We start from the raw sequence: 21137 nt of genomic DNA, 5'->3' as shown, positions 1-21137 counted from the left end.
GCTTCCCGAGGATTGTCCGCCCCAATCGGGAAGCGCCGGCCACTGACAGACTAATAGCCACCGGAACGCCTCCCTACACCGCCGAGGACGGGGCTACTGTCACCGAGTGGGTTTCGAGGTGCGTGTCGATACCGCGGGTGCGGTCGAGATCGTCAGAGCGGCAGCCCGGTTCGGCTGGCGCTGGGGCTCCGGAAATGTCTCGGAATTCTCCCGACTGGTCGGATGGAGTAGTCCGCAACCGGTGGGAACGCTGCGCGACGGCCCCGTTTTCTCCCGCACCGGACTGTCCGTGTGGTGGGACTCGGCCATGTTCTGGGGCAGCGAACGCGGCCTCGACCATGTGCGCGTCACCATCTCCGACTGTCCCCCGCCCACCGACTCCGGCAGCCGGGAACTCCTGGACGCCGCGCTGGCCGAGGCCGTCGCCGCCCTCACCGCGCACTGGGGCGAACCCGAGGCCGCCGATGCCGGACCGGCCGAAGGGGTGGCGTGGCGGTTCGCGAATGTCTTCGCGGGCTTGACCATCGGCGTCGACACCGTGGATCTGCTGCTCATCAATCCGATGGCGCAACGGTATTGGATGGACCGCCGCCACGAGATCGCCCGCCGCCGCACCGCCGCGGGTGGCTGGATGCGCCTCGCCGAGAGCCTGGCCGGATTCCTCGAGACGCTGCCCGTGGACGGGCGACTGGTGCTCACCCTGCCGGGCGGGCGGTTCATCCAGTTCGAGGCCGGACCCGAACAGCTCACCGGAGAACTGGCCCGCAGCGAATTCGTCGACCCCACCTGGCGCTACACCCCCGAGATCGAGCAGGCGCTGATCGACCAGGGCTGGACGCCGCCGCGCGAAGCCAATTGGACGCGTGCCCTTTCCCGGCGCGCGGGCAGCGTCGCCATGAGCGGGCTGGCCTTGCGCATCGTCGAGGCCCTGCGCACCATCGGCGCGACCGCCATCACCGATCTGGTCGCCGACGCCTGGGTCGAGGGCGGCCCCGATCTCGAGGTGACGCCGCTGGGCGTGCCGCCGCATCCCACCTCCCGTACCCAGCGCGCCGAATTCCTGCGCAATCACGCCGCCTACGAATTCGACGCCGGACCGCTGCGGGTGGACGTGCCCGCCGGGATCGAGATCGCCCGCGCCGCCCGCGGCTTCGACTGGACCTGGACCCGCGCCGACCTCGCCGGTTTCACCGCCGCCTCGGGCTGGAAACCGGTGCACGACAGCGCTTCCGGCGAACGTACCGTCTGGGCCGACACCGACCTACGGGTGGACGATCCACGCGCCCGCTTCTGTTTCGACGGCGACCGCCTGGAAGCGGTCTGCGTCACCCTCAGCGACAGCATCGAATCCTTCCTCTACGACGAGGGCCTGCCCGCCGAGGTCCGCGAGCAGCGCACCGCCGCGTACGCCCGGGCGCTGGACGGCTTCCGCGCCGAATTCGGCCTGCCGCGGCACGGGGTGCTCGGCCACGCGCACGGGGCGGCCTGGCAGAGCCCGGGTCTCACCATGGGATTGGTCACCGAGGCCGACACGGTGGAGCTCTACCTGGTGCCCCCTGGCGACCGCGACCGCCGGCTCATCATCGAGCAGCAGCGCGCCGCGCACCGGGCCCGGGACCGCGAATGGGCGCAGTTCTTCGAGGAATTGGCCGGGCTCATCGCCGATCTCGGCGAGACCGGACAGCTCACCGTCGACGCCGGGGACCCGCATCGCGCCCGCATCGACCGCGATCACGAACAGCTGCGCCTGGAACTGGCCAGCGCCACCGCCCGCGCGCTCTCGCCGCGCGTACTCAAGCTCATGCTGCGCGACGGCTGGCAGCATCCAGATCATCGATATCCATTGTGGCGCATTGGTATCCGCCTACCCGCCCTGCACCGTGATCTGCGTCGCCTGGCCCGGCTGGCGGTGCTGCCGCTGCAAACCCTGATGCCGCCGCAGGCCCCGGTGCGGGTGCTGTTGAACGGACTGGATCAGCCGGTGCGCTCACCGTCCACCGGATCGATCGGGGGCGGTCCGGCGCCTATGGTCGAACCATGATCGAAACCGAGGACATGGTCGTCACCCGGACCGCCTACGACGAGGTAGCCGAGCTGTACACAACGCTGTTCCAGCGGCAGTTGCAGGACAATCCATTCGACCGGCTGATGATCGACGCGTTCGCGGAAACCGTGTGGGACAGCGGGACCGGCCCGGTGGCCGATATCGGCTGCGGGCCCGGCCGGGTCACCGGTCACCTCGCGGCGGCCGGGCTGGAGATGACCGGCCTCGACCTGTCCCCGGAGATGATCCGCCTGGCCCGGGAGCTGTACCCGGACATCCCGTTCGCGGTCGGGCCGATGGAGCGGCTGCCGTTCGAGGATGCCGCGCTGGCCGGAATCGTGGCCTGGTACTCCATCATTCACATTCCACCGGCGCGGGTGCCCGCGGTGCTGAGTGAGTTCGCACGCGTGCTGCGGCCGGGCGGGCATGCGCTGTTCGGCTTCCAGGCCGCCGACGAGCCCACGGGCGTCACGGAATACGCGCACCAGGTCGCCCCGTCCTTCCGCTGGGCGCCGGATACCTTCGCGGAAATGCTGGCGGCCAACGGTTTCCGAGCCACCGCCAAGTTCTTCCGTGAGGCGCGTCCCGATGAGCGCACCCCGCAGGGGATGGTGCTCGCCGTCCGGATCTGACCCGGTCAGGACCTGACCGGCTCCGGGTCCCGCGCAGCGCGTTCGTCGAATTCGGTTCGCGAGGCGGTGATCTCATCCGCGTGCCGCAGCGCCCACTGCCCCATGGCGTGGGTGATCTGCCCGAGGTCGGCGCCGAGGTCGGTCAGGGTGTACTCCACCCGGGGCGGCACCGTCGGATACACGGTGCGCCGCACCAGCCCGTCGCGCTCCAGATCGCGCAGGGTGCGGGTGAGCACCTTCTGGGTGATGCCGTCGAGGCGGCGGCGCAGTTCGTTGAAGCGGATCGGGCCGCCCTCCTTGCGCAGCGTGCCCAGCACCAGCAGCACCCACTTGTCCGCGAGCACCGCGAGAATGTCGCGGGCGGGGCAGCGCCGGAGGTAACTTTCCACCAGATTTCCGGATGGCTCCCAGTCAGGGGTGGTATCCATGAGGTACCTCGGGATCAAAATAGTGCCTTCTTCCGATTGGATACTACCCGGCGCAGGATCGAAATCATGAAGACGATCACGCAGCGCACCCTCGGCGGACCCGATGTTCTGGAGACGGTGGAGGTCGACATTCCGCGGCCCGGCCCGGGTGAGGTATTGGTCCGGGTGGCGGCCACGTCGATCAATGCGGCCGACTGGAAGCTGCGCAAAGGTGAGGTCACCAAGCTGGGGCCGCCGCCGTTCACACTCGGCTTCGATCTGTCGGGTGTGGTGACCGGGATCGGTGCGGACGTCACCGAATTCGCGCCCGGTGACGAGGTTTTCGGCAATGCGGTGAGCCGAAACGGGGCATACGCCGAATATGTCGTGACACCTGCGGGATTCCTCGCGCACAAACCGGAGGCGCTCGATCACGTGCACGCCGCCGCCCTGCCGACGGCCGTGCTCACCGCCTGGCAGGCATTGACCGAAGTGCAAGCGGGCCAACGGGTTCTGGTGCACGCGGCGGCGGGCGGCGTGGGCCATCTGGCCGTGCAGATCGCGAAGGTGCGCGGCGCGTATGTGATCGGCACCGCCCGCGCCGCCAATCACGAGTTCCTGCGCAGCCTGGGCGCGGACGAGCTGATCGATTACACGACAACCGATTTCACCACCGCCGTCGATCCCGTGTACGTCGCGTTCGATCTGGTCGGCGGCGACTACTCCGAGCGGTCGCTGCGCGTGCTCACGCCGAACGGCCGCGTCATCGACGCCCAGGGCGAGGAACCCCTCGCCGATCCCCGCTATCACCGCCACTACTTCCACCCGTCCGGCGCGGACCTGTCCGAGATCGCCGCGCTCGTCACGGCCGGGCGGCTGCGCGGCGAGATCGACCGCGTGCTGTCCCTGGCCGATGTCGCCGAGGCCCACAAGCTCAGCGAATCCGGCCGGGTGCGCGGCAAGATCGTGCTCACACCCTGGACCTAGGCACGGGCGATCCGGCCATCGGGACACCTGGTGCGCGATCCGCCGCGCGGGCATACCGTCGCGAGGAGACCGCGTGTACAAGGGAGTAACGGTGACGGACTGGATCGAAGAAGTCGATGTCCTGGTGGCAGGGTCGGGCGGCGGCCTGGCCGGGGCCTACACGGCGGCCCGTGAGGGATTGCGCGTGGCGGTCGTCGAGGCCACCGACAAGTTCGGCGGCACCACTTCGTATTCGGGTGGCGGCGGCCTCTGGTTCCCGTGCAACCCGGTGCTGAAGCGCGCGGGCGTGGACGACACCGTCGAGGACGCGCTCACCTACTTCCGGTCCGTCGTCGGCGACCGCACCCCGGCCGAGTTGCAGGAGACCTACGTCCGCAAGGGCGCGAAGGTCATCGAATACCTCGAAGCCGATGAGGCTTTCAAGTTCCAGATGTTCCCGTGGCCCGACTATTTCGGTAAGGCCCCCAAGGCCCGCACCGACGGCAAGCGGCACATCGTGCCCGCGCCGTTGAAGGCCGCCAAGCTGGGCGAGCTGAGCCGGTCGGTGCGCGGCCCGCTGGGCACCGACCGCAACGGCGAGCCGCAGCCGGACTATCTGATCGGCGGGCGCGCCCTGGTCGGCCGATTCCTGCTGGGCCTGGCCAAGTACCCGAACGCCTCGCTGTACCTGAACACCCCGCTGGTCGAGCTGGTGACCGAGGACGGCGCGGTGGTCGGCGCGATCGTCGAACGCGACGGGCAGCGCGTGGCCATCCGGGCGCGCAAGGGTGTGCTGCTGGCCGCGGGCGGCTTCGAGGGCAATGACGAACTGCGGCAGCGCTACGGTGTGCCCGGCGTCGCCCGGGACACCATGGGGCCGTACGGAAATCAGGGCAAGGCGCACGAGGCGGGCATCGCGGTGGGCGCGGACACCGATCTGATGGATCAGGCGTGGTGGTCGCCGGGCCTGATCCATCCGGACGGGCGCGCGGCCTTCGCGCTGTGGTTCACCGGCGGCATCTTCGTCAACCAGGCCGGTGAGCGGTTCGTCAACGAGTCCGCGTCCTACGACCGGCTCGGCCGCGACATCATCGAGCACCTGAACGCCGGTTCGGCCACGCTGCCGTTCTGGATGATCTACGACGACGCCGAAGGGCTGGTGCCGCCCATCAAGGCCAGCAATGTGCCGATGGTCGAGGCCGAGCGCTATGTCGAGGCGGGCCTGTGGAAGACCGCCGACACTCTCGAGGAGCTGGCGGCCGAAATCGGTGTCCCTGCCGAGGCTTTGACCGCCACCGTCACCCGCTTCAACAAGTTCGCCGCCGACGGCGTGGACCCGGACTTCGGCCGGGGCGACGAGGCCTACGATCGCGCCTTCTCCAATGGCGAACCCCCGCTCGCGCCGATCGTGAAGGGCCCGTTCCACGCCGCCGCCTTCGGCATCTCCGACCTGGGCACCAAGGGCGGCCTGCGCACCGACACCGCGGCACGCGTGCTGAACGAAGCGGGCGATCCGATCCCGGGCCTGTACGCCGCGGGCAACACCATGGCCGCCGTGAGCGGCACCGTCTACCCCGGCGGCGGCAACCCGATCGGCGCGTCGGTCCTGTTCAGCCACCTGGCCGCGCTCGACATGAGCACCCGCTAGCCCCGTTCGCCGCCCGAAGTGTGATGCGATGGGCGGCATGACGCGAGCTGCTTACGACGTGATCGTGGTGGGCGGCGGCCACAACGGGTTGGTGGCCGCCGCGTACCTGGCCCGGGCCGGGCGTTCGGTGCTGGTACTCGAACGCGCGGACCACACCGGCGGGGCGGCCGTGTCCGAGCGGGCGTTCCCGGGCTTCGACGCGCGGCTGTCGCGCTACTCGTATCTGGTGAGCCTGCTGCCCGAACGCATTGTGCGGGACCTGGATCTGAGCTTCGAGACCCGCAAGCGGCGTATCTCGTCGTACACGCCGATCGGCGATACCGGCCTGCTGGTGGACAACGGTTCCGAGGCCGCCACCCGCGCCAGCTTCGCCCACGTCACCGGCTCCGAGCGCGATTACGCCGCCTGGCAGGACTTCTACGCCATGACCGGGCGGCTGGCCGAGCGCGTCTTCCCGACCCTGACCCAGCCGCTGCCCACCCGCGACGAATTGCGGCGCGCCGTCGACGATTCCGCCGCCTGGGAAGCGATCTTCGAACGGCCGCTGGGCGAGACGGTGGAGGCGCGGTTCGCCGACGACACCGTGCGCGGAGTGGTGCTCACCGACGCGCTCATCGGCACGTTCACCCATGCCCATGACCCGTCGCTGCTGCAGAACCGCTGCTTCCTCTACCACGTGATCGGCGGCGGCACCGGCGACTGGAACGTCCCGGTCGGCGGCATGGGCGCGCTGACCGACGCGCTCGCGGCGGCCGCCCGCGCGGCCGGGGCCGAGATCCGCACCGGATGCACCGTCACCGGCATCGAAACCGACGGGGCCACAGCGGAAGTAAGCTTCGTCCACGGTGAGCTCGAGCAATCGGCGTCCGCGCGGCACGTGTTGGTGAACGCCGCGCCGTATGTGCTGGCGGGACTGCTTGGCGAGTCCGCCGAGAAGCCCGAGGGCGCCCAGCTGAAGATCAACATGCTGCTGCGCCGTTTACCGAAACTCCGTGACCCGCAGGTGGATCCGCGTACCGCCTTCGCCGGTACCTTCCACATCGCCGAATCCGCGACCCAGCTCGAACACGCCTACCGCGAGGCCGCCGCGGGACGGACGCCGTCGGCCCCGCCCTCGGAGATCTACTGCCACACCCTGACCGACCCGTCGATCCTGGCGCCGGACCTCATCGAGCGCGGCTTCCACACCCTCACCCTGTTCGGTCTGCACACTCCCGCAAGCCTTTTCGCTGGTGATCCGCGCGGCACCAAGGACCGTCTCGTGGATGACACCCTGGCCCAACTGGATTCGGTCCTGGCCGAACCCATCCGCGACTGCCTGGCCCTCGACGGCGAGGGCAACCCCTGCCTCGAGGCCCGCACCCCGCTCGAACTCGAGCGCGAGATCAGCATGCCCGGCGGCCATATCTTCCACGGCGACTTGGCCTTTCCCTACCGCGACGACTCCGACGACAGCCCCGCCGCACGCTGGGGCGTCGCCACCGGCCAGCGCAATATCCTGCTGTGCGGCGCGGGCGCGGTGCGCGGCGGCGGAGTCAGCGGCATCGGCGGCCACAACGCCGCCATGGCCGTCCTCGAACAGGGCTAATCGAGTCCGCCGTGCTCGGCGTCCCAGCGGGCCCGGGCCGCGGCGACCCCGTCCATGTGCGCCCGGGACCACTCGGCCAGATAGAACGCGACTTCCGCGAGGCTCTCGCCCGATTCGGTGAGCCGGTATTCCACCTGCGGGGGAATCGTCGGGTAGGCGGTGCGCTCCAGAAACCCGTCGCGCCATAGCCTTTTCGTGGTCAGGGTCAGCATGCGTTGGGAGATGCCGGGCAGGGCTCGCTGCAGTTCGCCGAATCGCCGGGTGCCCTTGCGCAATTCGGCCAGTACCAGGACCGTCCATTTGTCGCCGAGCCGGTCGAGGGTGTCGCGGATGCCGCAGTTGTCATCGCCACAGGGCCCGGCGGGAATAGGGTCCGCGACCTCTTCGGTAACAACGGTGTTCGTGAGTGACAGCAAAGTGCCTTCTTCCCGGGCCGTCGCGATGGCCGGATGCTCGGTCAGGTCGATATTCACGACATGGACAACGCAGGAAGTGGTTCGAATGATTCTGGTAACCGGTGTTTCGGGAGCCCTGGGCGGACTGGTGCTGGCGGGGCTGCGCGCCCAGCCGGATCTGGAGGTGCTGGCGGGCAGCAGCTCCGGCGACGGCGAGGCCGTGCGCCGCCTCGACTTCGACGATCCCGCCACGCTCGCGGCGGGACTCGACGGTGTGGATGTGCTGGTGTTCGTCTCCGCCGGATACGCCGAGGACGATGTGGTGTTCGCCCGCCACGGCGCGCTGGTCGCGGCCGCCGCGCCCGCGGGCGTGCGGCACGTGATCTACACCAGCCTGTCCGCCTCGGCGCACTACACCTCCATCTCGGTCCCGCATCTGTGGACCGAGAAGCGGTTGGCCGCGGCGCCTTTCGACGTCACGGTGTTGCGCAACGGCTTCTACAGCGAACTGACCGTGGGTCTGGCCGCGGACGCCGTCGAATCCGCCGCCGCCACCGGCGTTTTCGCCGCGCCGTTCGGGACCGGGCGGATCTCCGGAGCCTCGCGGCAGGACCTGGCGGAGGTGGCGGTCCGGGTGGCCGCCGAGACCGAGCGCGCACTGAAGGCCGACGAGGTCAGCCCGCACGCCGGTCGCACCTACGAGCTCGAGGGCGTGGACTCGCTCGACGGCATCGAGATCGCCGAGCTACTGAGCGAATCCCTCGGCCGCCCGGTGGAATACCGCGATGTCTCGCTCTCCGATCTGCGCACGGGCCTGCTCGCCGGTGATCTGGACGCCTATCGGATCGGGCACAGCGTGTCGCTGTTCGCCAACCTGAAGGCAGGTTTCCTGCACGCCACGAGCAGCGATCTGCCCGCCCTGCTGCCGACCGCACCGCGCTCGATCCGCGCGGCGCTGGCCGCCGCGCTCAGTGCCGCGGCAGTTCCTGCGTGACCCGCCACAACCGGCGCGGCAGTTCGCCCTCCTCGAACGAATACCGTTCGCGCAGATCCCATCCCAGGGCGAGGGTGTCGACCAGTTCGGCGGTGAAGAAGTGGACGGCGAATCCGCCGTGTTCGTAGATGTAGTCGCCGAGCGCCTTGCCGGTGCCGAAGTGGGCATCGTCGGTATTGCGGACGGTGTAGACGAATACGCCGCCGGGTTTGAGCACCCGGCGCACCTCGGCGACCAGGTCGCGGATCTCCTGGGTGCTGAGGTTCATGCACAGCAGCATGTGCGCGTAGACGGCGTCCACGCTGCGGTAGGGGAGCGGAATCGGCTGTCGGACATCGTGTTCCAGGGTGCTGACCTGATCGCCGAGTCCGGCCGCCTCCGCCCGCTCCCGCAATTGGGCCAGGGCGATGGCGCTGAAGTCCGCGGCCGTCACCCGAAATCCCCGGCGGGCCAGATAGATTGCGTCCCGGCCGTGCCCGGAGCCCAGCTCCAGCACATCGACCGCACCGGACTTCCGGAAGGCGTCCGCGGCGTACACGGCGGCCGCCGAGGGCTCCTCGCCGTACATGCCCGGATGCTCCCGGTAGGTGCGCTGCCAGTGCTCGTGCTGGTCGCTCATGCACCCATCATGTCCGACCGGACGGCTAGGAAGTGCGGCGACCGTCCGCACTGTGCGAACCGCCCATGATGTCGGAGCAGCAGCGAATGAAGTACCGCATCACCGGATCCGCCTCGGAGGCGTCCGGCCACACCACCGCCACCCGGGTCGGGCCGATGCCGTGCACCGGCCGGAACACCACGCCCGGGTACTCGGTGCGCGCGGTGGAGGCGGGGGTGAAGCTCACCCCGAACCCATTGGCGATGGCGCGCAGCCACTCCTCGGTGCTGCGGGCGATGGCCCCGATGATGGCGGTGTCCGCGGGCCGCGCGTCCAACCCCATCCAATAGTCGCGCCACCAGCCGGTTTCCGCGGGCGAGGCGACATACGGCTCGTCCCACAGCTCGCGGAAGGCGATATCGTCGCGCTCGGCCAGCGGATGGTCCTGGGCCAGCGCGATCCAGCGCGGTTCGGCGAACAGCTCCCGCAGGTGGTACTCCTCCTGACCGGGAAAGGGCAGGCGCAGCAGGGCCACATCCACATCGCCCTCGTCGAGCCCGGCGGTCGGATCGGTCCAGCCGCCCTGGTGGATATCGACCTGCCAGTCCGGGTGCAGGCGGTGGAAGACCCGGATGATCTCCGGGATGTGCGCGTCGGCGGCGCTGTTCACGCAGCCCAGCCGCAGCACCCGGGAGGCGCGGCTGGCATCGCTCTTGGTGTCGCGCAGTATCCGGTCCCACGAGGCCAGCAGGTCCGGGACCTGTTCGGACAGCACCTTTCCCGCCGCGGTCAGCGTCCAGCCGGCGCGGGACCGGATGAACAGTTCCACACCCAGCTGCTGTTCCAGCTGTTTGATCTGGGTCGCCAGCGCGGGCTGCGCGACATGCAGTCGCGCGGCCGCCCGCGGCAGGTTCTCCGCATCCGCGACTGCCAGGAAGTAACGCAGCAGTCGCGTGTCGATATCCATGCCACCAGGTTAGGAACAGGGCAACCGGTAGGCATACCCCATGGCCTGGAAGGCGGGATTGAGCCGGGATGCTATCGGCAGTTCTCCGACGCGGACGGCGTCGGCGGGGAAATCACCTCGCCGTTCGAGGGCTCGGATTCGGCTCCGCGCTACTGTGCAATGAGTTGCGAGAAGTTAGCCAGGAGGCGATGGGCACGAGCACCGAGCGGCCGCACCATCCACAGCACCGGCGCGTGCAGCGCAGCCGGGGCCCGGTGTCGCGCACCCTGTACGGGGCCACCCGCCGCGCCGCGGGATCCATGGACCGCTGGCTCAAACGGGTCAGCCTCGAAACCGCCACGCCCCCGGAGGAAGCGCCCGCGCCCGACGAGCCGCCCGTCTCCCAGGATCTGCTGGATCTGCTGCGCTATCTCGGCGTCGCGCTCATCCGCTCCGGCGAGACCACCGATCGGGTGCAGTCCATCCTCGACGATCTGGCCCACCGCTACGACGTCGACGAGGTGCACTTCTTCGTGCTGCCCACGGGAGTGTTCGTGCGCGTACAGGATTCGCGCGGCTCGGCCGTCGACCTGCTCGAGGCCAACTCCGACACCCTGCGCCTGGATCAGATCGCCAAGCTCTACCGGCTCATCGACGACATCAAGAAGGAAGTCCCGCCGCCCGCCCGGGCCACCGCCCAGCTGGCGGAGATCCTGGCCGCGCCGCAGCCCACCCCGGTGTGGCGGCTGCTGGTCGGCAATGTGGTGCTCACCGTCGGCCTGGGCCTGATGCTCAACCCCACCTCCGACGCGCTGCTCGGCTATATCGTGCTCGGTCTGGTGGTGCAGCTGCTGATCATGGCCGCCGACCGGTTCCGGCTGCTGTCGACCGCGCTGCCCGTGGTGGCCGGGGCCGCGGTCACCCTGCTGTCCTTCGGTTTTCCCAACACGCTCGGCGGCGGCAATCCCTCGCAGCTGCTGATCCCGTCGGTGTCGAGCCTGCTGCCGGGTTCGGCGCTGACCAACGGGTCCATCGAGCTGGCCACCGGGAACATGGTGGCGGGCGCGAGCCGCACCATCTTCGGCTTCAACAAGCTGCTACTGCTGGCCTTCGGCATCCTGATCGGCCTGCAGCTGCTGGGGACGCTGCCGCCGGTCACACCGGCGCATTCGAGCGGATTGGGCTGGTGGACACCGGTTCTCGGGGTCCTGCTGATCGGACTGGGCCACAGCTGGCGGGCCAGCGCGCCCAAGCGCTCACTGGGCTGGCTGCTCATCGTGCTGTACGCGGCGTTCTGCGGACAGCAGCTGGGCCAGCAGTTGCACGGTGGCGGACTGCTGGGTTCGTTCCTGGGCGGCATGATCGCGGTGCCGGTGGCATTCCTGGTGCAGCGCAGCAAGGATGCCCCGCCGACGCAGGTGGTGTTCCTGCCCGCCTTCTGGATGCTGGTGCCCGGCGGCATGGGACTGACCGGGGTGTCGGAACTGGTCACCAAGAACGATCCGAACGGCCTGCACGTGATCGTGAACGCGGTGCTCACCGTGCTCGCCATCGCCATGGGTGTGCTGGTCGGGTCGGGGCTGGTGGCCTCGACCCGGCGGCCGCGGCTGGAGAACATCGTCGAGGACTGGCTGGGCCCGGACACCGGACGCCATGCCGCCGACCGTTCACCGGAGGCCGCCGCCGCGGCCGCGGCCATCGACGAAACTCACCGCACCACAGGTAATTCCGAACCCGGATCGGCGAGCCAGAGCAGCCAGTGAGGGGCGAGCAGGGCGGCGAATTCGTCGTAGCCGGCCGCGCCCGGGTGGTAGCCGTCGCCCGCGGCGATGTCCTGCATCCAGATCTGGTTCTCGCGTAGCGGCTGATGCGACCGCAGGTAGGGCACCTTGGCGTCCTCGCAGAGGTCGGCGTAGGCGGTGTCCAGGGCCACGATGCGGGCATTGTGACCGTCGTCGACATTGGGCGGCGGCGCGACCACCATTGTCTGCCAGCCTCTTTCCCGCGCCTCGCGCAGGATCTCGCCCAGATTGCGCACCGAGTCCTCCGGGTCGACCCGGGCCCGGCCGTCCTCGAACTGGGTGTCGTTGACGCCGGTGGAGATCACCACCCGGCAGTCCGCGTCCAGGGGCAGCCGCGGCGCGCATTCGGCCGCCCAGCGCCCGCGTAGTTCGGTGCTGTTCTCCCGCCGGACCCCCAGGTTGTAATAGGTCAGCGGCTGGCCCGCAGCGATGGCTCTGGCGGCCAGGCGCCCCGCCCAGCCCAGGCATTTCTGGTCACCGACCCCCGCGACGAATGATTCCCCGATAAAGCAGACACGAAGATCGAGCACCACACAGCGATCCTCGCACGCCCGTTCGGCCAACACCTAAGCCTCGTAATAAGCAGGAAAAACAGGTATCCGGGCCCGGCGTGCCGACGGGCGGAACACTTCTCCCGCCCAGCACGGGTTACGGTTACCGGCGTGTTGGAAGGTGGGTGACCGTCTTACCTGCCGCATACTCAACCGAGCCGACCATGGGACCGCAGCCGTTCCCACGATCCGAAAGCGCGTATAGGACATGCGAGTCGACGGGCGGGAGATTCCCGTCTCCGGCAGCCTGCTGCAGCCGCGGATCCGCCGGACCACCGACATTCTGCGCGTCGTGCTGTCCGCGTTGTCGGTGGGCATCGTGGTCGCCGGATCGCTGATCACCCGCCCGCAGTGGGAGGCGCTGGAGCGGTCGGTCTCCAATATCGTCGGATTCCTGACGCCGGAACAGTCCAACCTGGTCTACATCGTCTACGGCATCGCGGTGCTGGTGCTGCCCTTCGCCATTCTGGTGCGGCTGATCCTGCGCCGGCAGTGGAAGCTGCTGGGCGGCTTCGTCTCCGCGGGCCTGATCGCGCTGGGGCTGTTCTCCATCACCGGCACCGGCTTCTCCGCACCGCGCTGGCATCTCTCGGAACCGCAGCAGGTCAACACCTTCCTGTCGCAGTTCCTCGACGATCCGCGCTGGATCGCCATGCTGGCGGCGACGCTCACGGTGGCCAGCCCGTGGCTGCCCAAGCGGGCGCGGCGCTGGTGGTGGACGCTGCTGCTGGCCTTCGTGCCCATCCACCTGTTCGTCTCGCTGGTGGTGCCCGCCCGGGCCGCGCTCGGGCTGGTGGTGGGCTGGCTGGTCGGCGCGGTCATCGTGCTGGTGGTCGGCACGCCCGCGCTGGAGGTGCCGCTGGCCGCGGCGGTGCGGGTACTGGCCCAGCGCGGCTTCCGGGTGACCGCCTTCAAGGTGCTGCGCCCGGCCGCCCGCGGGCCGCTGGTGCTCTCGGTGAGCACGACGCCACAGCCGGAGCTGGGCGCCTCGCCGAACGGCACGCCGGAGCCGAAGGACGGCGCCGGGAACGGTGAATCCCGTTCGCCGGACAATGAATTGATCATCGAGATGTACGGCGCGAACCAGCGCAGCCGCGGCATGCTGCAGCAGCTGCGGCGCTGGCTCACCATTCGCACCGGCGAGTATCCGGCCCCCTTCGCGTCCATGCGGCGCGCGGTGGAGCATCGGGCGCTGATGGGCTTCGCCATCGCCGATCTCGGCCTGGCCAGTAACAAGCCGCTCACGGTGGCGGCGCTGGACCGCGGCTGGATGGTGTACGCGCACACCGTGCCCCAGGGCCGCCCGCTGGCCGCCGCCGACGGCGAGAAGACCCTGGCGCAGGTCTGGCGAGCGCTGCACGCCATGCATCAGGCCCAGATCTCGCACGGCGACCTGCGCGCCGAGGAGATCCGCGTCCTGAACGACGACGTGCTGTTCGGCGGCTTCGTGCAATCCGAATTCGGCGCGTACAAGGTGCGTTTCGACTCCGACGTGGCGCAATTGCTGTTGTCCTCGGCCGCGCTCTACGGCGCCGAACCGGCGGTGCGCACCGCGCTCGAGGTGCTCGACAAGCAGGCGATCCTGGACGGCTCGGCGCGACTCACCAAGACCGCCATGCCCGCTCACGTCCGCAAGGCGGTGCCGGACGCGGGCGCGCTGATGAAGAGCATCCGCGACGAGGTGACCGAGCAGACCGGCCAGGACAAGATCGAGGCCGCCAAGATCACCCGCTTCTCCCGCAACCAGATCATCCAGCTGGTGCTGCTGATCGGCCTGGTGTACGTGGCCTACCCGTACATCAGCGCGGTACCCACCTTCGCCTCGGAGCTGCGCAACCTGAACTGGTGGTGGGCGCTGCTGGGCCTGACGGTCTCCGCACTGACCTACGTGGGCGCGGCAATGGCGTTGTGGGCGTGCGCCTCCGAGGCCGTGAAGTTCCGCAACCTGCTGCTCATGCAGATCGCCAACACCTTCGCCGCGACCACCACGCCCGCGGGTGTCGGCGGCCTGGCGCTGAGCGTGCGGTTCCTGCAGAAGGGCGGCCTGGGGGCGTTGCGGGCCACGGCCGCGGTCGCCCTGCAGCAGACGGTGCAGGTGGTCACCCACGTGATCCTGTTGCTGATCTTCGGCGCGCTGGCCGGAACCTCCACGAACCTCTCGCATTTCGTGCCCAACGCCACCGTGCTGTACCTGGTGGCGGGCGCGCTGCTCGGGGTCGTGGGCGCGACCATGTTCGTTCCCAAGGTCCGCAAGTGGCTGATCCACGAGGTGCGGCCGCAGCTGGCGGATGTGCTGGGGCAGTTGAAGGATCTGGCCCGGCGGCCCGGACGGCTGGCCATGATCGTCGGCGGCTGCGCCACCACCACGCTGGGCATGGCGCTGGCGCTGTGGGCGAGTATCGAAGCCTTCGGCGGCAGTACGACTTTCGTGACGGTCACCATCGTCACCATGATCGGCGGCACGCTCGCCTCGGCCGCCCCGACCCCCGGCGGCGTGGGCGCGGTCGAAGCCGCCCTCATCGGTGGTCTGGCCGCGTTCGGAGTCTCGGCGGGGATCGCCGTCCCCGCCGTCCTCCTCTACCGCGTGCTCACCTGCTGGCTGCCCGTCTTCTGCGGCTGGCCGATCATGCGCTGGCTCACCGCGAAGGACATGATCTAGGCCGAATACTGCTTGCGCAGTTCGACCTTCACGACCTTGCCGCTGGCATTGCGCGGCAGCTCGGGCACGATCACCAGGTGCTTGGGGTGCTTGTAGCGGGCCAGTGACTCGTTCAGGAACGGTTCCAGCTCTTCGAGAGTCAGGTCGTCGACGCCCTCGACCAGCGCCACCACCGCGACCGGCACCTCGCCCCACTTCTCGTGCGGGCGGGCCACCACCGCGGCCTCGTGGATCTTGGGATGCGCGAAGAGCACGTTCTCCACCTCGGCGCAGTAGATGTTCTCGCCGCCGGAGATGATCATGTCCTTCTTGCGGTCCACCACGTAGACGAAGCCCTCCTCGTCGCGGCGCACCAGATCACCGGAGTGGAACCAGCCGCCGTGGAAGGCCTCCGCGGTGGCCTCGGGCTTGTTCCAGTAGCCCTGCATGAGAGTCGGTCCGCGATAGACGATCTCGCCCACCTCGCCCGGCGCGACATCGTTCATCTCGTCGTCGACCACGCGGGCCTGGATGGTCGGGATGGGCAGGCCGACCGAGCCGAGCTTGCGCAGCGCGTCCTTGCCCTCGAGCACACAGGTGATGGGCGACATCTCGGTCTGCCCGAACACGGCCACGTTGAAGGCGTTCGGGAAGCAGTCGGCCATGGCCCGCAGCACGGTGTCCGAGGCCGGGGCCGCGCCCCAGCACAGTGCCTGCAGTGCCAGCTTGCGCTGCTTGACCGTCGGCTCCTCGCAGATCAGTTGCCATTGCACTGGCACGCAGAAGGCGGCGGTGGCCTGTTCCTTCTCGACCTCGTCGAGGAATTCGGTGGCGTTGAACGCGCCCAGCGGATGCAGGACGGTCTTGCCGCCGAGCATGAAATATGGGGTGAGCGAACCCAATCCGGCGATGTGGAACAGCGGCGAGGTGCAGAAGCCGATGGAATCGGGGGTGATCTCCATGGCCCGGATACAGGTCAGCGCCTGCGCGTTCATGTTCGCGTGGGTCAGCACCGCGCCCTTGGGGCTGCCGGTGGTGCCCGAGGTGTACATGATCAGGCAGGGGGTTTCCTCCGGAATGTCCAGCGGCGCATGGGGTTCGCCGGGCTCGTTCAGGAAGTCCTCGTAGCCGATCACGCCCTCGCCGGTCTGCCCGTTGATCACGACGACGGTGTCGAGACCGGGGGCCTGCCCGGCCACGCCCACCGCCAGCGGCCGCAGGACCGCGTCGGTGACGATGGCCTTCGCGCCGGAGTCGGACACGATGTAGGCCACCTCCGGCGGCGTGAGCCGGAAGTTCACCGGCACCGCGATCGCGCCCAGGGCGTTGATGCCCATGACCGCCTCGATGTACTCGGTGTAGTTCAGCGCCAGGATGAGCACGCGATCGCCGAACCCGACCCCTCGACGGGACAGCGCGTCGGCGAACTTCTCCGACCGCTCGTGCAGCTGCTTCCACGTGGTGTCCACGCCCTGGAACTTGAAGGCGACGTGGCCGGGCCGCATGGCCGCGTGCGTCGCGACCTGGTTCACCCAGTGGTTGCGACGCGACCGAATCGGCTCGTCTAGCGGCTGGAAGGTCATGCGGTGTCCTTTCACGCTGATCGACCGTGAGAATACCGCCTAACTTTCTGACGTGACAAGGGTTACAGAGAAGGTTTCACTGAGAAGTTCTCACGCTTTCAATCAGCAGTTCAGAGGGCACATCAGGCCGTATTGGGTTCGAGCCGTGTCGCTCATCTATCCACAGGCACACCGCGAAAAGGCCACCTGAATAGCAAACTCCGACTCACATCGGGGTTGTCCGCCCATATGCAACTATGCGAGTATCAGGGCAGTCGTGAGAGGCAGGGAGAGGACAGCGCCAATGGCACTGAAGACACGGTTCACCGAGACCTTCGGGGTCGAGCACCCCATCGTGCAGGGCGGCATGATGTGGGTCGGCCGCGCGGAACTGGCCGCCGCCGTCTCCGAGGCGGGCGGGCTCGGCATCATCACCGCGCTCACCCAGCCCACCCCCGATGATCTGCGCCGCGAGATCGACCGCGCGCGGGAGCTGACCGACAAGCCCTTCGGCGTCAACGTCACCATCCTGCCGTCGATCAACCCGCCGCCGTACCAGGAGTACGCCAAGGCGATCATCGATTCCGGCGTGAAGATCGTGGAGACCGCCGGGTCCAATCCGGAGCCCTTCCTGCCGTACTACAAGGAAGCCGGAATCAAGGTGCTGCACAAGTGCACCAGCGTCCGGCACGCGCTCAAGGCGCAGAAGATCGGCGTGGACGGCGTGTCCATCGACGGCTTCGAATGCGCCGGACACCCGGGCGAGGACGATGTGCCGGGCCTGATCCTGATTCCGGCCGCCACCAAGGCCCTGGACATCCCGGTCATCGCCTCCGGCGGTATCGCCGACGCCCGCGGCCTGGTCGCGGCGCTGGCGCTGGGCGCGGACGGCGTGAACATGGGCACCCGCTTCATGTGCACCCAGGAGTCGGCCATCCACCAGACGGTCAAGGAGCAGATCGTCGCCAACTCCGAGCGGGCGACCCAGCTCATCTTCCGCACCATGCACAACACCGCGCGCGTGGCCGACAACGAGATCAGCCGCAAGGTGGTCGAGATCGAGAAGGCCGGCGGCAAGTTCGAGGACGTGAAGGACCTGGTCGCCGGTGCGCGCGGGCGTCGCGTGTTCGAGGAGGGCGATCTGGACGCCGGCATCTGGTCGGCCGGTCAGGTGCAGGGGCTCATCGACGACATCCCGACCTGCGCGGAACTGGTGTCGCGGATGGTGTCCGAGGCCGAGGCGCTGATCGGTCAGCGGCTCGCGAGCATGCTCGGCTGAGCTTGACGAACAAGATCGGGTGAATCCGGCGAAAACCGGTACGCCCCAGACAATTACGACAAGGGCCCTTGGCATTCGCGCCGAGGGCTCTTGCCCTTTCCGGAGGCCGGGCTCTTGCCATTCCGGCTATCACTGTCGGTGGTATCCGTCATGCTTTTGAGTACACGACGGATGCGGCGGAGGTGCCTGAAATGGCAATCACTCGAATCTATCTCGATGACGACGCACTGCGCCGGACCATGGCCATCTCGGGCGTGTACACCGAGCAGGACGCGGTGAACCTAGCACTGCGATTCTTCAGCACACATGCCACGGCCGAGGATTTCGACCATCCCTTTCAGGCGCGGACGGCCACGGCCTCATAGCTCCAGGCAGCGCTGAACCGGAGTCCCGGGCAGCGCTGAACCGGACCTTCCGGTCGAACACCTCGGGCCCCTCTCGCGAAAGCCCTTCTGGCCGCGGCGAAATCTTGGCAGAATCGCCGGAGGTACCTCGACGGCCGACCGCGGACACGGGAGGGCATCCCTGTGCGGCAGAGTACGAGAGCATCGACCGATACCACCCCCTTCGCGCGGGTGTCGATCGTCGGTGTCGGCTGCCGGACGACAGGTACGGATTTCGACCACGAGTGGTTCGGCATGGACCGGCTCGAGGCGGCCGGCCTCACCCCGCGCCAGCGCGCGACCCTCGAAGTGGCCGTGGAGGCCCTCGACGACTCCGGATTGGGTTGCCTGGCAGCGGGTTCCCAGGCGGCCGTGGTCTTCGGCGCGGTGGGCGGCACCAACAGCGCCCACCACCTCTCCCGCGCCCTCGACCTGCGCGGGCCCAGCCTCACCGTGGACAGCCGGCGCGCCTCACCCCTGGTGGCCGTCGACATGGGCGTCCGCCTGCTGGCCGACCCCACCGTGCCCTTCGTGATCGCGGGCGGCGTGGATCTCGCTCTGCTACCGGACATTTCAGACCTCCGCCTCCCCGGCGCCCGCACCGGCCCCGGCGTCTGCACCGTCCTGATCCTCCAGCGCACCACCGACGCGGTCCACACCCGCACCCGCCGCTACGCCGAAATCGGCGGCCCGGGCCTGGGCTTCCAGGAAGCGGACAGTCTCGACCCGCATATCGCCCTGCACGACCCCGCGAACAACCGCGAGGCGACAGTCGACCGCGGTGACGAACCCCCGGTGCTGATCCCGATCACGGGCCGCGACCCCGCCACCGTCCACAATCTGGCTCTGCGCTGGGCGGTGGCGGTCGGCTCCTACCGCTCGATTCGCGAATTCGCCACCGCCACAGCCCGATTGGTACCCGAGGACACCCGCGCCGCCGTCCTGGCGCGCGACGCCACCGAAGCCGCGACCCGATTGCGCACGCTGGCCAGCCGCATCAGGGCCACGGGCGCGAATGCACCTGCCGCCCAGTTGATCACGTCTGCCGCGGCAGCCTCGGGCCCGCTAGAGATATTCGATCCACCCCGGGCGCAGCGCACCGGTGAACTCCTCTTCCTGTTCCCGGGAACCGGCGACCACCCGCGCATGGGACGCGCCCTGGCCGCCCGATACCCGGTCTTCGCCACCGCTCTCACCGCGGCCACGGACGCCGTCGTCAATGCCGGTGGACCCCGGGTGTGGACACCGCGCAACGGATTCCGCCCGCCCGCCCGCGCCGCTGCGGGACCGGCCGCCGGATCGACGTGCAGCGTGGGAGCCGTGAAGACGGGCATCGGCCACCCCGCGGCCCCGGCCGGCGGTCGACCAGGCCGATTCAGCGCCGCCGAATTCGGTCGCCGGGACGAACCGCGATCCGCTCACGGCGGTAGCGACGGCGGATACACCGACGCGACTCCACTCGATGCCACCCACACCGGCCGGACGGCCGCGCCGCCGCCGGAGCCGAACACACCGAATGGTGCGATCGACACCGGTCGAGTCCTCGCGGCAGATCGCTCTACCGGCGAGGTGACGCGTGCCGACTCGGCAGCGCCGGACCCGGTCGGCGGTGCTCCTCTCGGAGCCGGTCGCAGCGCCGATACCGGCGACGGAAACGGTTCGGGCGAGCTGGTTTTCGCGCACGCGTCGCTCTTCGTGTTCCAGGTGGCCCTGGCCCAGTTGCTGGAATCCTGGGGAGTCCGTGCCGACGCGGTCGCCGGGCACGGTGTCGGAGAGGTGGCGGCGGCTGTCTGCTCCGGCGCGCTGCCGGTGCAGGCCGGGGCGCGAGTCGTGGTGGCGCGAGCGCGGCTGCTGGAGCGAGTGGGTGCGGCGGGGGCCGCCGCCCGACTGGAGGCGACGCCCGCCGAGGTGGCGCGCCTGGTCGAACCCATGAGCGCGGATGTCGCGGTGGCGGCGGTGGACGGGCCGACCACCGTAACCGTGTCGGGGGAGCCGCGCTATATCGACGCGCTGGTGCGGCGGGCGCATCGGCGCGCGATCTTCGCTCAGCGCCTGGCGCCCGACGCCGTGCCGCAGCCGTCGCATCTGCCGTCGATTCGTGCCCGCGTAGACGAATTGCACGGTGCGCTCGCCGATCTCGAACCTGTCGCCGCCACCCGACGGCTGTACTCGACCACCCGGCGCGGGGCGGTGTTGCGGGCGGGCAGTACGGACGGCGAAGACCCGTCGGACTCCGGCCCGCCCGGCGCCGGCACGGGCGCCGACGCCGATCTCCGCCTGGACGGTCGCTACTGGTCGGCCAACGCCGCGAGTGCGGTCGAACTGTCCTCCGCCTTGGAACACGCTGCCGCCGAAGGTATTTCGACGGTGCTCGAAATGGGCCCGGCCGCGGTGCTCACCTCGACCGTCCGCGAGCGCGCCGCCTTCCGGGGTGGTGCGCACCCCGTGCTCGCGCGTGACGACGAGGCCGCGAGCCTGCTGCGGACCCTGGCGCTGCTGTATCTCGAAGGACGGCAGGTGGATTGGACGGCGCTGGGGACACATACCGCCGCGCCGCCGCAACGGCAGTGGCGCAGAGAGTATTCGGGAACCGAGCGGCGGTGGCCGGATGGTGGCGCGGAGCTGTTGGGTGGGGAGGTGGGCGCACCGGCCTTCCCGGTGGTGGAGGTGCGGCCCGAGGGGACGTATGTGGTCGCGGGTGGGT

General features: G+C 69.4%; 17 protein-coding genes. 11 read left to right on the top strand and 6 right to left on the bottom strand.

Annotation, left to right across the window (positions count from 1 at the left end; translation table 11 throughout):
• The first annotated feature begins 106 nt into the window (after positions 1–106).
• Both ACAM49_RS15240 and ACAM49_RS15235 read left to right on the top strand, forming a co-directional pair.
• Positions 107–2041 (top strand): DUF6301 family protein, encoded by a 1935-nt coding sequence (locus tag ACAM49_RS15240; RefSeq protein ID WP_369636150.1) that lies wholly within the window; start codon positions 107–109, stop codon positions 2039–2041.
• Positions 2038–2676 (top strand): class I SAM-dependent methyltransferase, encoded by a 639-nt coding sequence (locus ACAM49_RS15235; protein ID WP_369636149.1) that lies wholly within the window; start codon positions 2038–2040, stop codon positions 2674–2676. Before ACAM49_RS15240 ends, ACAM49_RS15235 begins: the two co-directional genes overlap by 4 nt.
• Positions 2677–2681: 5 nt before the next feature.
• On the opposite strand, the gene ACAM49_RS15230 is transcribed toward ACAM49_RS15235, so the two are convergent.
• Positions 2682–3104: a winged helix-turn-helix transcriptional regulator gene (locus tag ACAM49_RS15230; RefSeq protein WP_369636148.1), complete on the bottom strand. Its 423-nt coding sequence runs from the start codon at positions 3102–3104 to the stop codon at positions 2682–2684.
• 66 nt (positions 3105–3170) lie between these two features.
• Here ACAM49_RS15230 and ACAM49_RS15225 point away from each other — a divergent pair, with 66 nt between their 5' ends.
• From ACAM49_RS15225 to ACAM49_RS15215, 3 genes are all read left to right on the top strand, one after another.
• Complete coding sequence (locus ACAM49_RS15225; RefSeq protein WP_369636147.1) at positions 3171–4070, top strand: NADP-dependent oxidoreductase; 900 nt, start codon at positions 3171–3173, stop codon at positions 4068–4070.
• Between the two features lie 91 nt (positions 4071–4161).
• A complete protein-coding gene (locus ACAM49_RS15220; protein WP_369636166.1) occupies positions 4162–5697 on the top strand; it encodes an FAD-binding protein in 1536 nt (511 codons plus the stop codon).
• Between the two features lie 37 nt (positions 5698–5734).
• Positions 5735–7285 (top strand): phytoene desaturase family protein, encoded by a 1551-nt coding sequence (locus tag ACAM49_RS15215; RefSeq protein ID WP_369636146.1) that lies wholly within the window; start codon positions 5735–5737, stop codon positions 7283–7285.
• Here ACAM49_RS15215 and ACAM49_RS15210 read toward each other — a convergent pair.
• Positions 7282–7758, bottom strand: coding sequence for a winged helix-turn-helix transcriptional regulator (locus ACAM49_RS15210; protein ID WP_369636145.1), 477 nt, complete (start codon positions 7756–7758; stop codon positions 7282–7284). The genes ACAM49_RS15215 and ACAM49_RS15210 overlap by 4 nt on opposite strands.
• A 28-nt stretch (positions 7759–7786) precedes the next feature.
• Between ACAM49_RS15210 and ACAM49_RS15205 the strand changes: the two genes are divergently transcribed.
• On the top strand, positions 7787–8674 hold the full coding sequence (locus ACAM49_RS15205; RefSeq protein WP_369636144.1) for an NmrA family NAD(P)-binding protein: 888 nt from the start codon (positions 7787–7789) through the stop codon (positions 8672–8674).
• On the opposite strand, the gene ACAM49_RS15200 is transcribed toward ACAM49_RS15205, so the two are convergent.
• A complete protein-coding gene (locus tag ACAM49_RS15200) occupies positions 8649–9293 on the bottom strand; it encodes a class I SAM-dependent methyltransferase (protein WP_369636143.1) in 645 nt (214 codons plus the stop codon). The genes ACAM49_RS15205 and ACAM49_RS15200 overlap by 26 nt on opposite strands.
• 25 nt (positions 9294–9318) lie before the next feature.
• Positions 9319–10239 carry a LysR family transcriptional regulator gene (locus tag ACAM49_RS15195; protein WP_369636142.1) on the bottom strand — a complete coding sequence of 307 codons (921 nt, stop codon included), beginning with the start codon at positions 10237–10239 and terminating at the stop codon, positions 9319–9321.
• A gap of 188 nt (positions 10240–10427) precedes the next feature.
• Between ACAM49_RS15195 and ACAM49_RS15190 the strand changes: the two genes are divergently transcribed.
• A complete protein-coding gene (locus ACAM49_RS15190) occupies positions 10428–11981 on the top strand; it encodes a threonine/serine exporter ThrE family protein (RefSeq protein ID WP_369636141.1) in 1554 nt (517 codons plus the stop codon).
• Here ACAM49_RS15190 and ACAM49_RS15185 read toward each other — a convergent pair.
• Positions 11927–12550: a GDSL-type esterase/lipase family protein gene (locus ACAM49_RS15185; protein WP_369636140.1), complete on the bottom strand. Its 624-nt coding sequence runs from the start codon at positions 12548–12550 to the stop codon at positions 11927–11929. The genes ACAM49_RS15190 and ACAM49_RS15185 overlap by 55 nt on opposite strands.
• Before the next feature lie 229 nt (positions 12551–12779).
• On the opposite strand from ACAM49_RS15185, the gene ACAM49_RS15180 reads away from it, so the two are divergent.
• Complete coding sequence (locus ACAM49_RS15180; RefSeq protein WP_369636139.1) at positions 12780–15230, top strand: lysylphosphatidylglycerol synthase domain-containing protein; 2451 nt, start codon at positions 12780–12782, stop codon at positions 15228–15230.
• On the opposite strand, the gene fadD5 is transcribed toward ACAM49_RS15180, so the two are convergent.
• Positions 15227–16792, bottom strand: coding sequence for a fatty-acid--CoA ligase FadD5 (gene fadD5, locus ACAM49_RS15175; RefSeq protein WP_369636138.1), 1566 nt, complete (start codon positions 16790–16792; stop codon positions 15227–15229). The genes ACAM49_RS15180 and fadD5 overlap by 4 nt on opposite strands.
• A gap of 283 nt (positions 16793–17075) precedes the next feature.
• On the opposite strand from fadD5, the gene ACAM49_RS15170 reads away from it, so the two are divergent.
• From ACAM49_RS15170 to ACAM49_RS15160, 3 genes are all read left to right on the top strand, one after another.
• On the top strand, positions 17076–18050 hold the full coding sequence (locus ACAM49_RS15170; RefSeq protein WP_369636137.1) for an NAD(P)H-dependent flavin oxidoreductase: 975 nt from the start codon (positions 17076–17078) through the stop codon (positions 18048–18050).
• Positions 18051–18241: 191 nt separating this feature from the next.
• The gene (locus tag ACAM49_RS15165; RefSeq protein ID WP_369636136.1) at positions 18242–18415 is read left to right on the top strand and encodes a type II toxin-antitoxin system VapB family antitoxin; all 174 of its coding nucleotides are present in this window, start codon (positions 18242–18244) and stop codon (positions 18413–18415) included.
• A 210-nt stretch (positions 18416–18625) separates the two neighbouring features.
• Positions 18626–21137, top strand: a 2512-nt coding sequence (locus tag ACAM49_RS15160) for an acyltransferase domain-containing protein (RefSeq protein WP_369636135.1), incomplete at its 3' end; no start/stop codon positions are given.

The organism is Nocardia sp. JMUB6875 (assembly GCF_041154655.1).
Classification (GTDB): Bacteria; Actinomycetota; Actinomycetes; order Mycobacteriales; family Mycobacteriaceae; genus Nocardia.
This window is presented reverse-complemented; position numbering and strand designations above follow the sequence as displayed.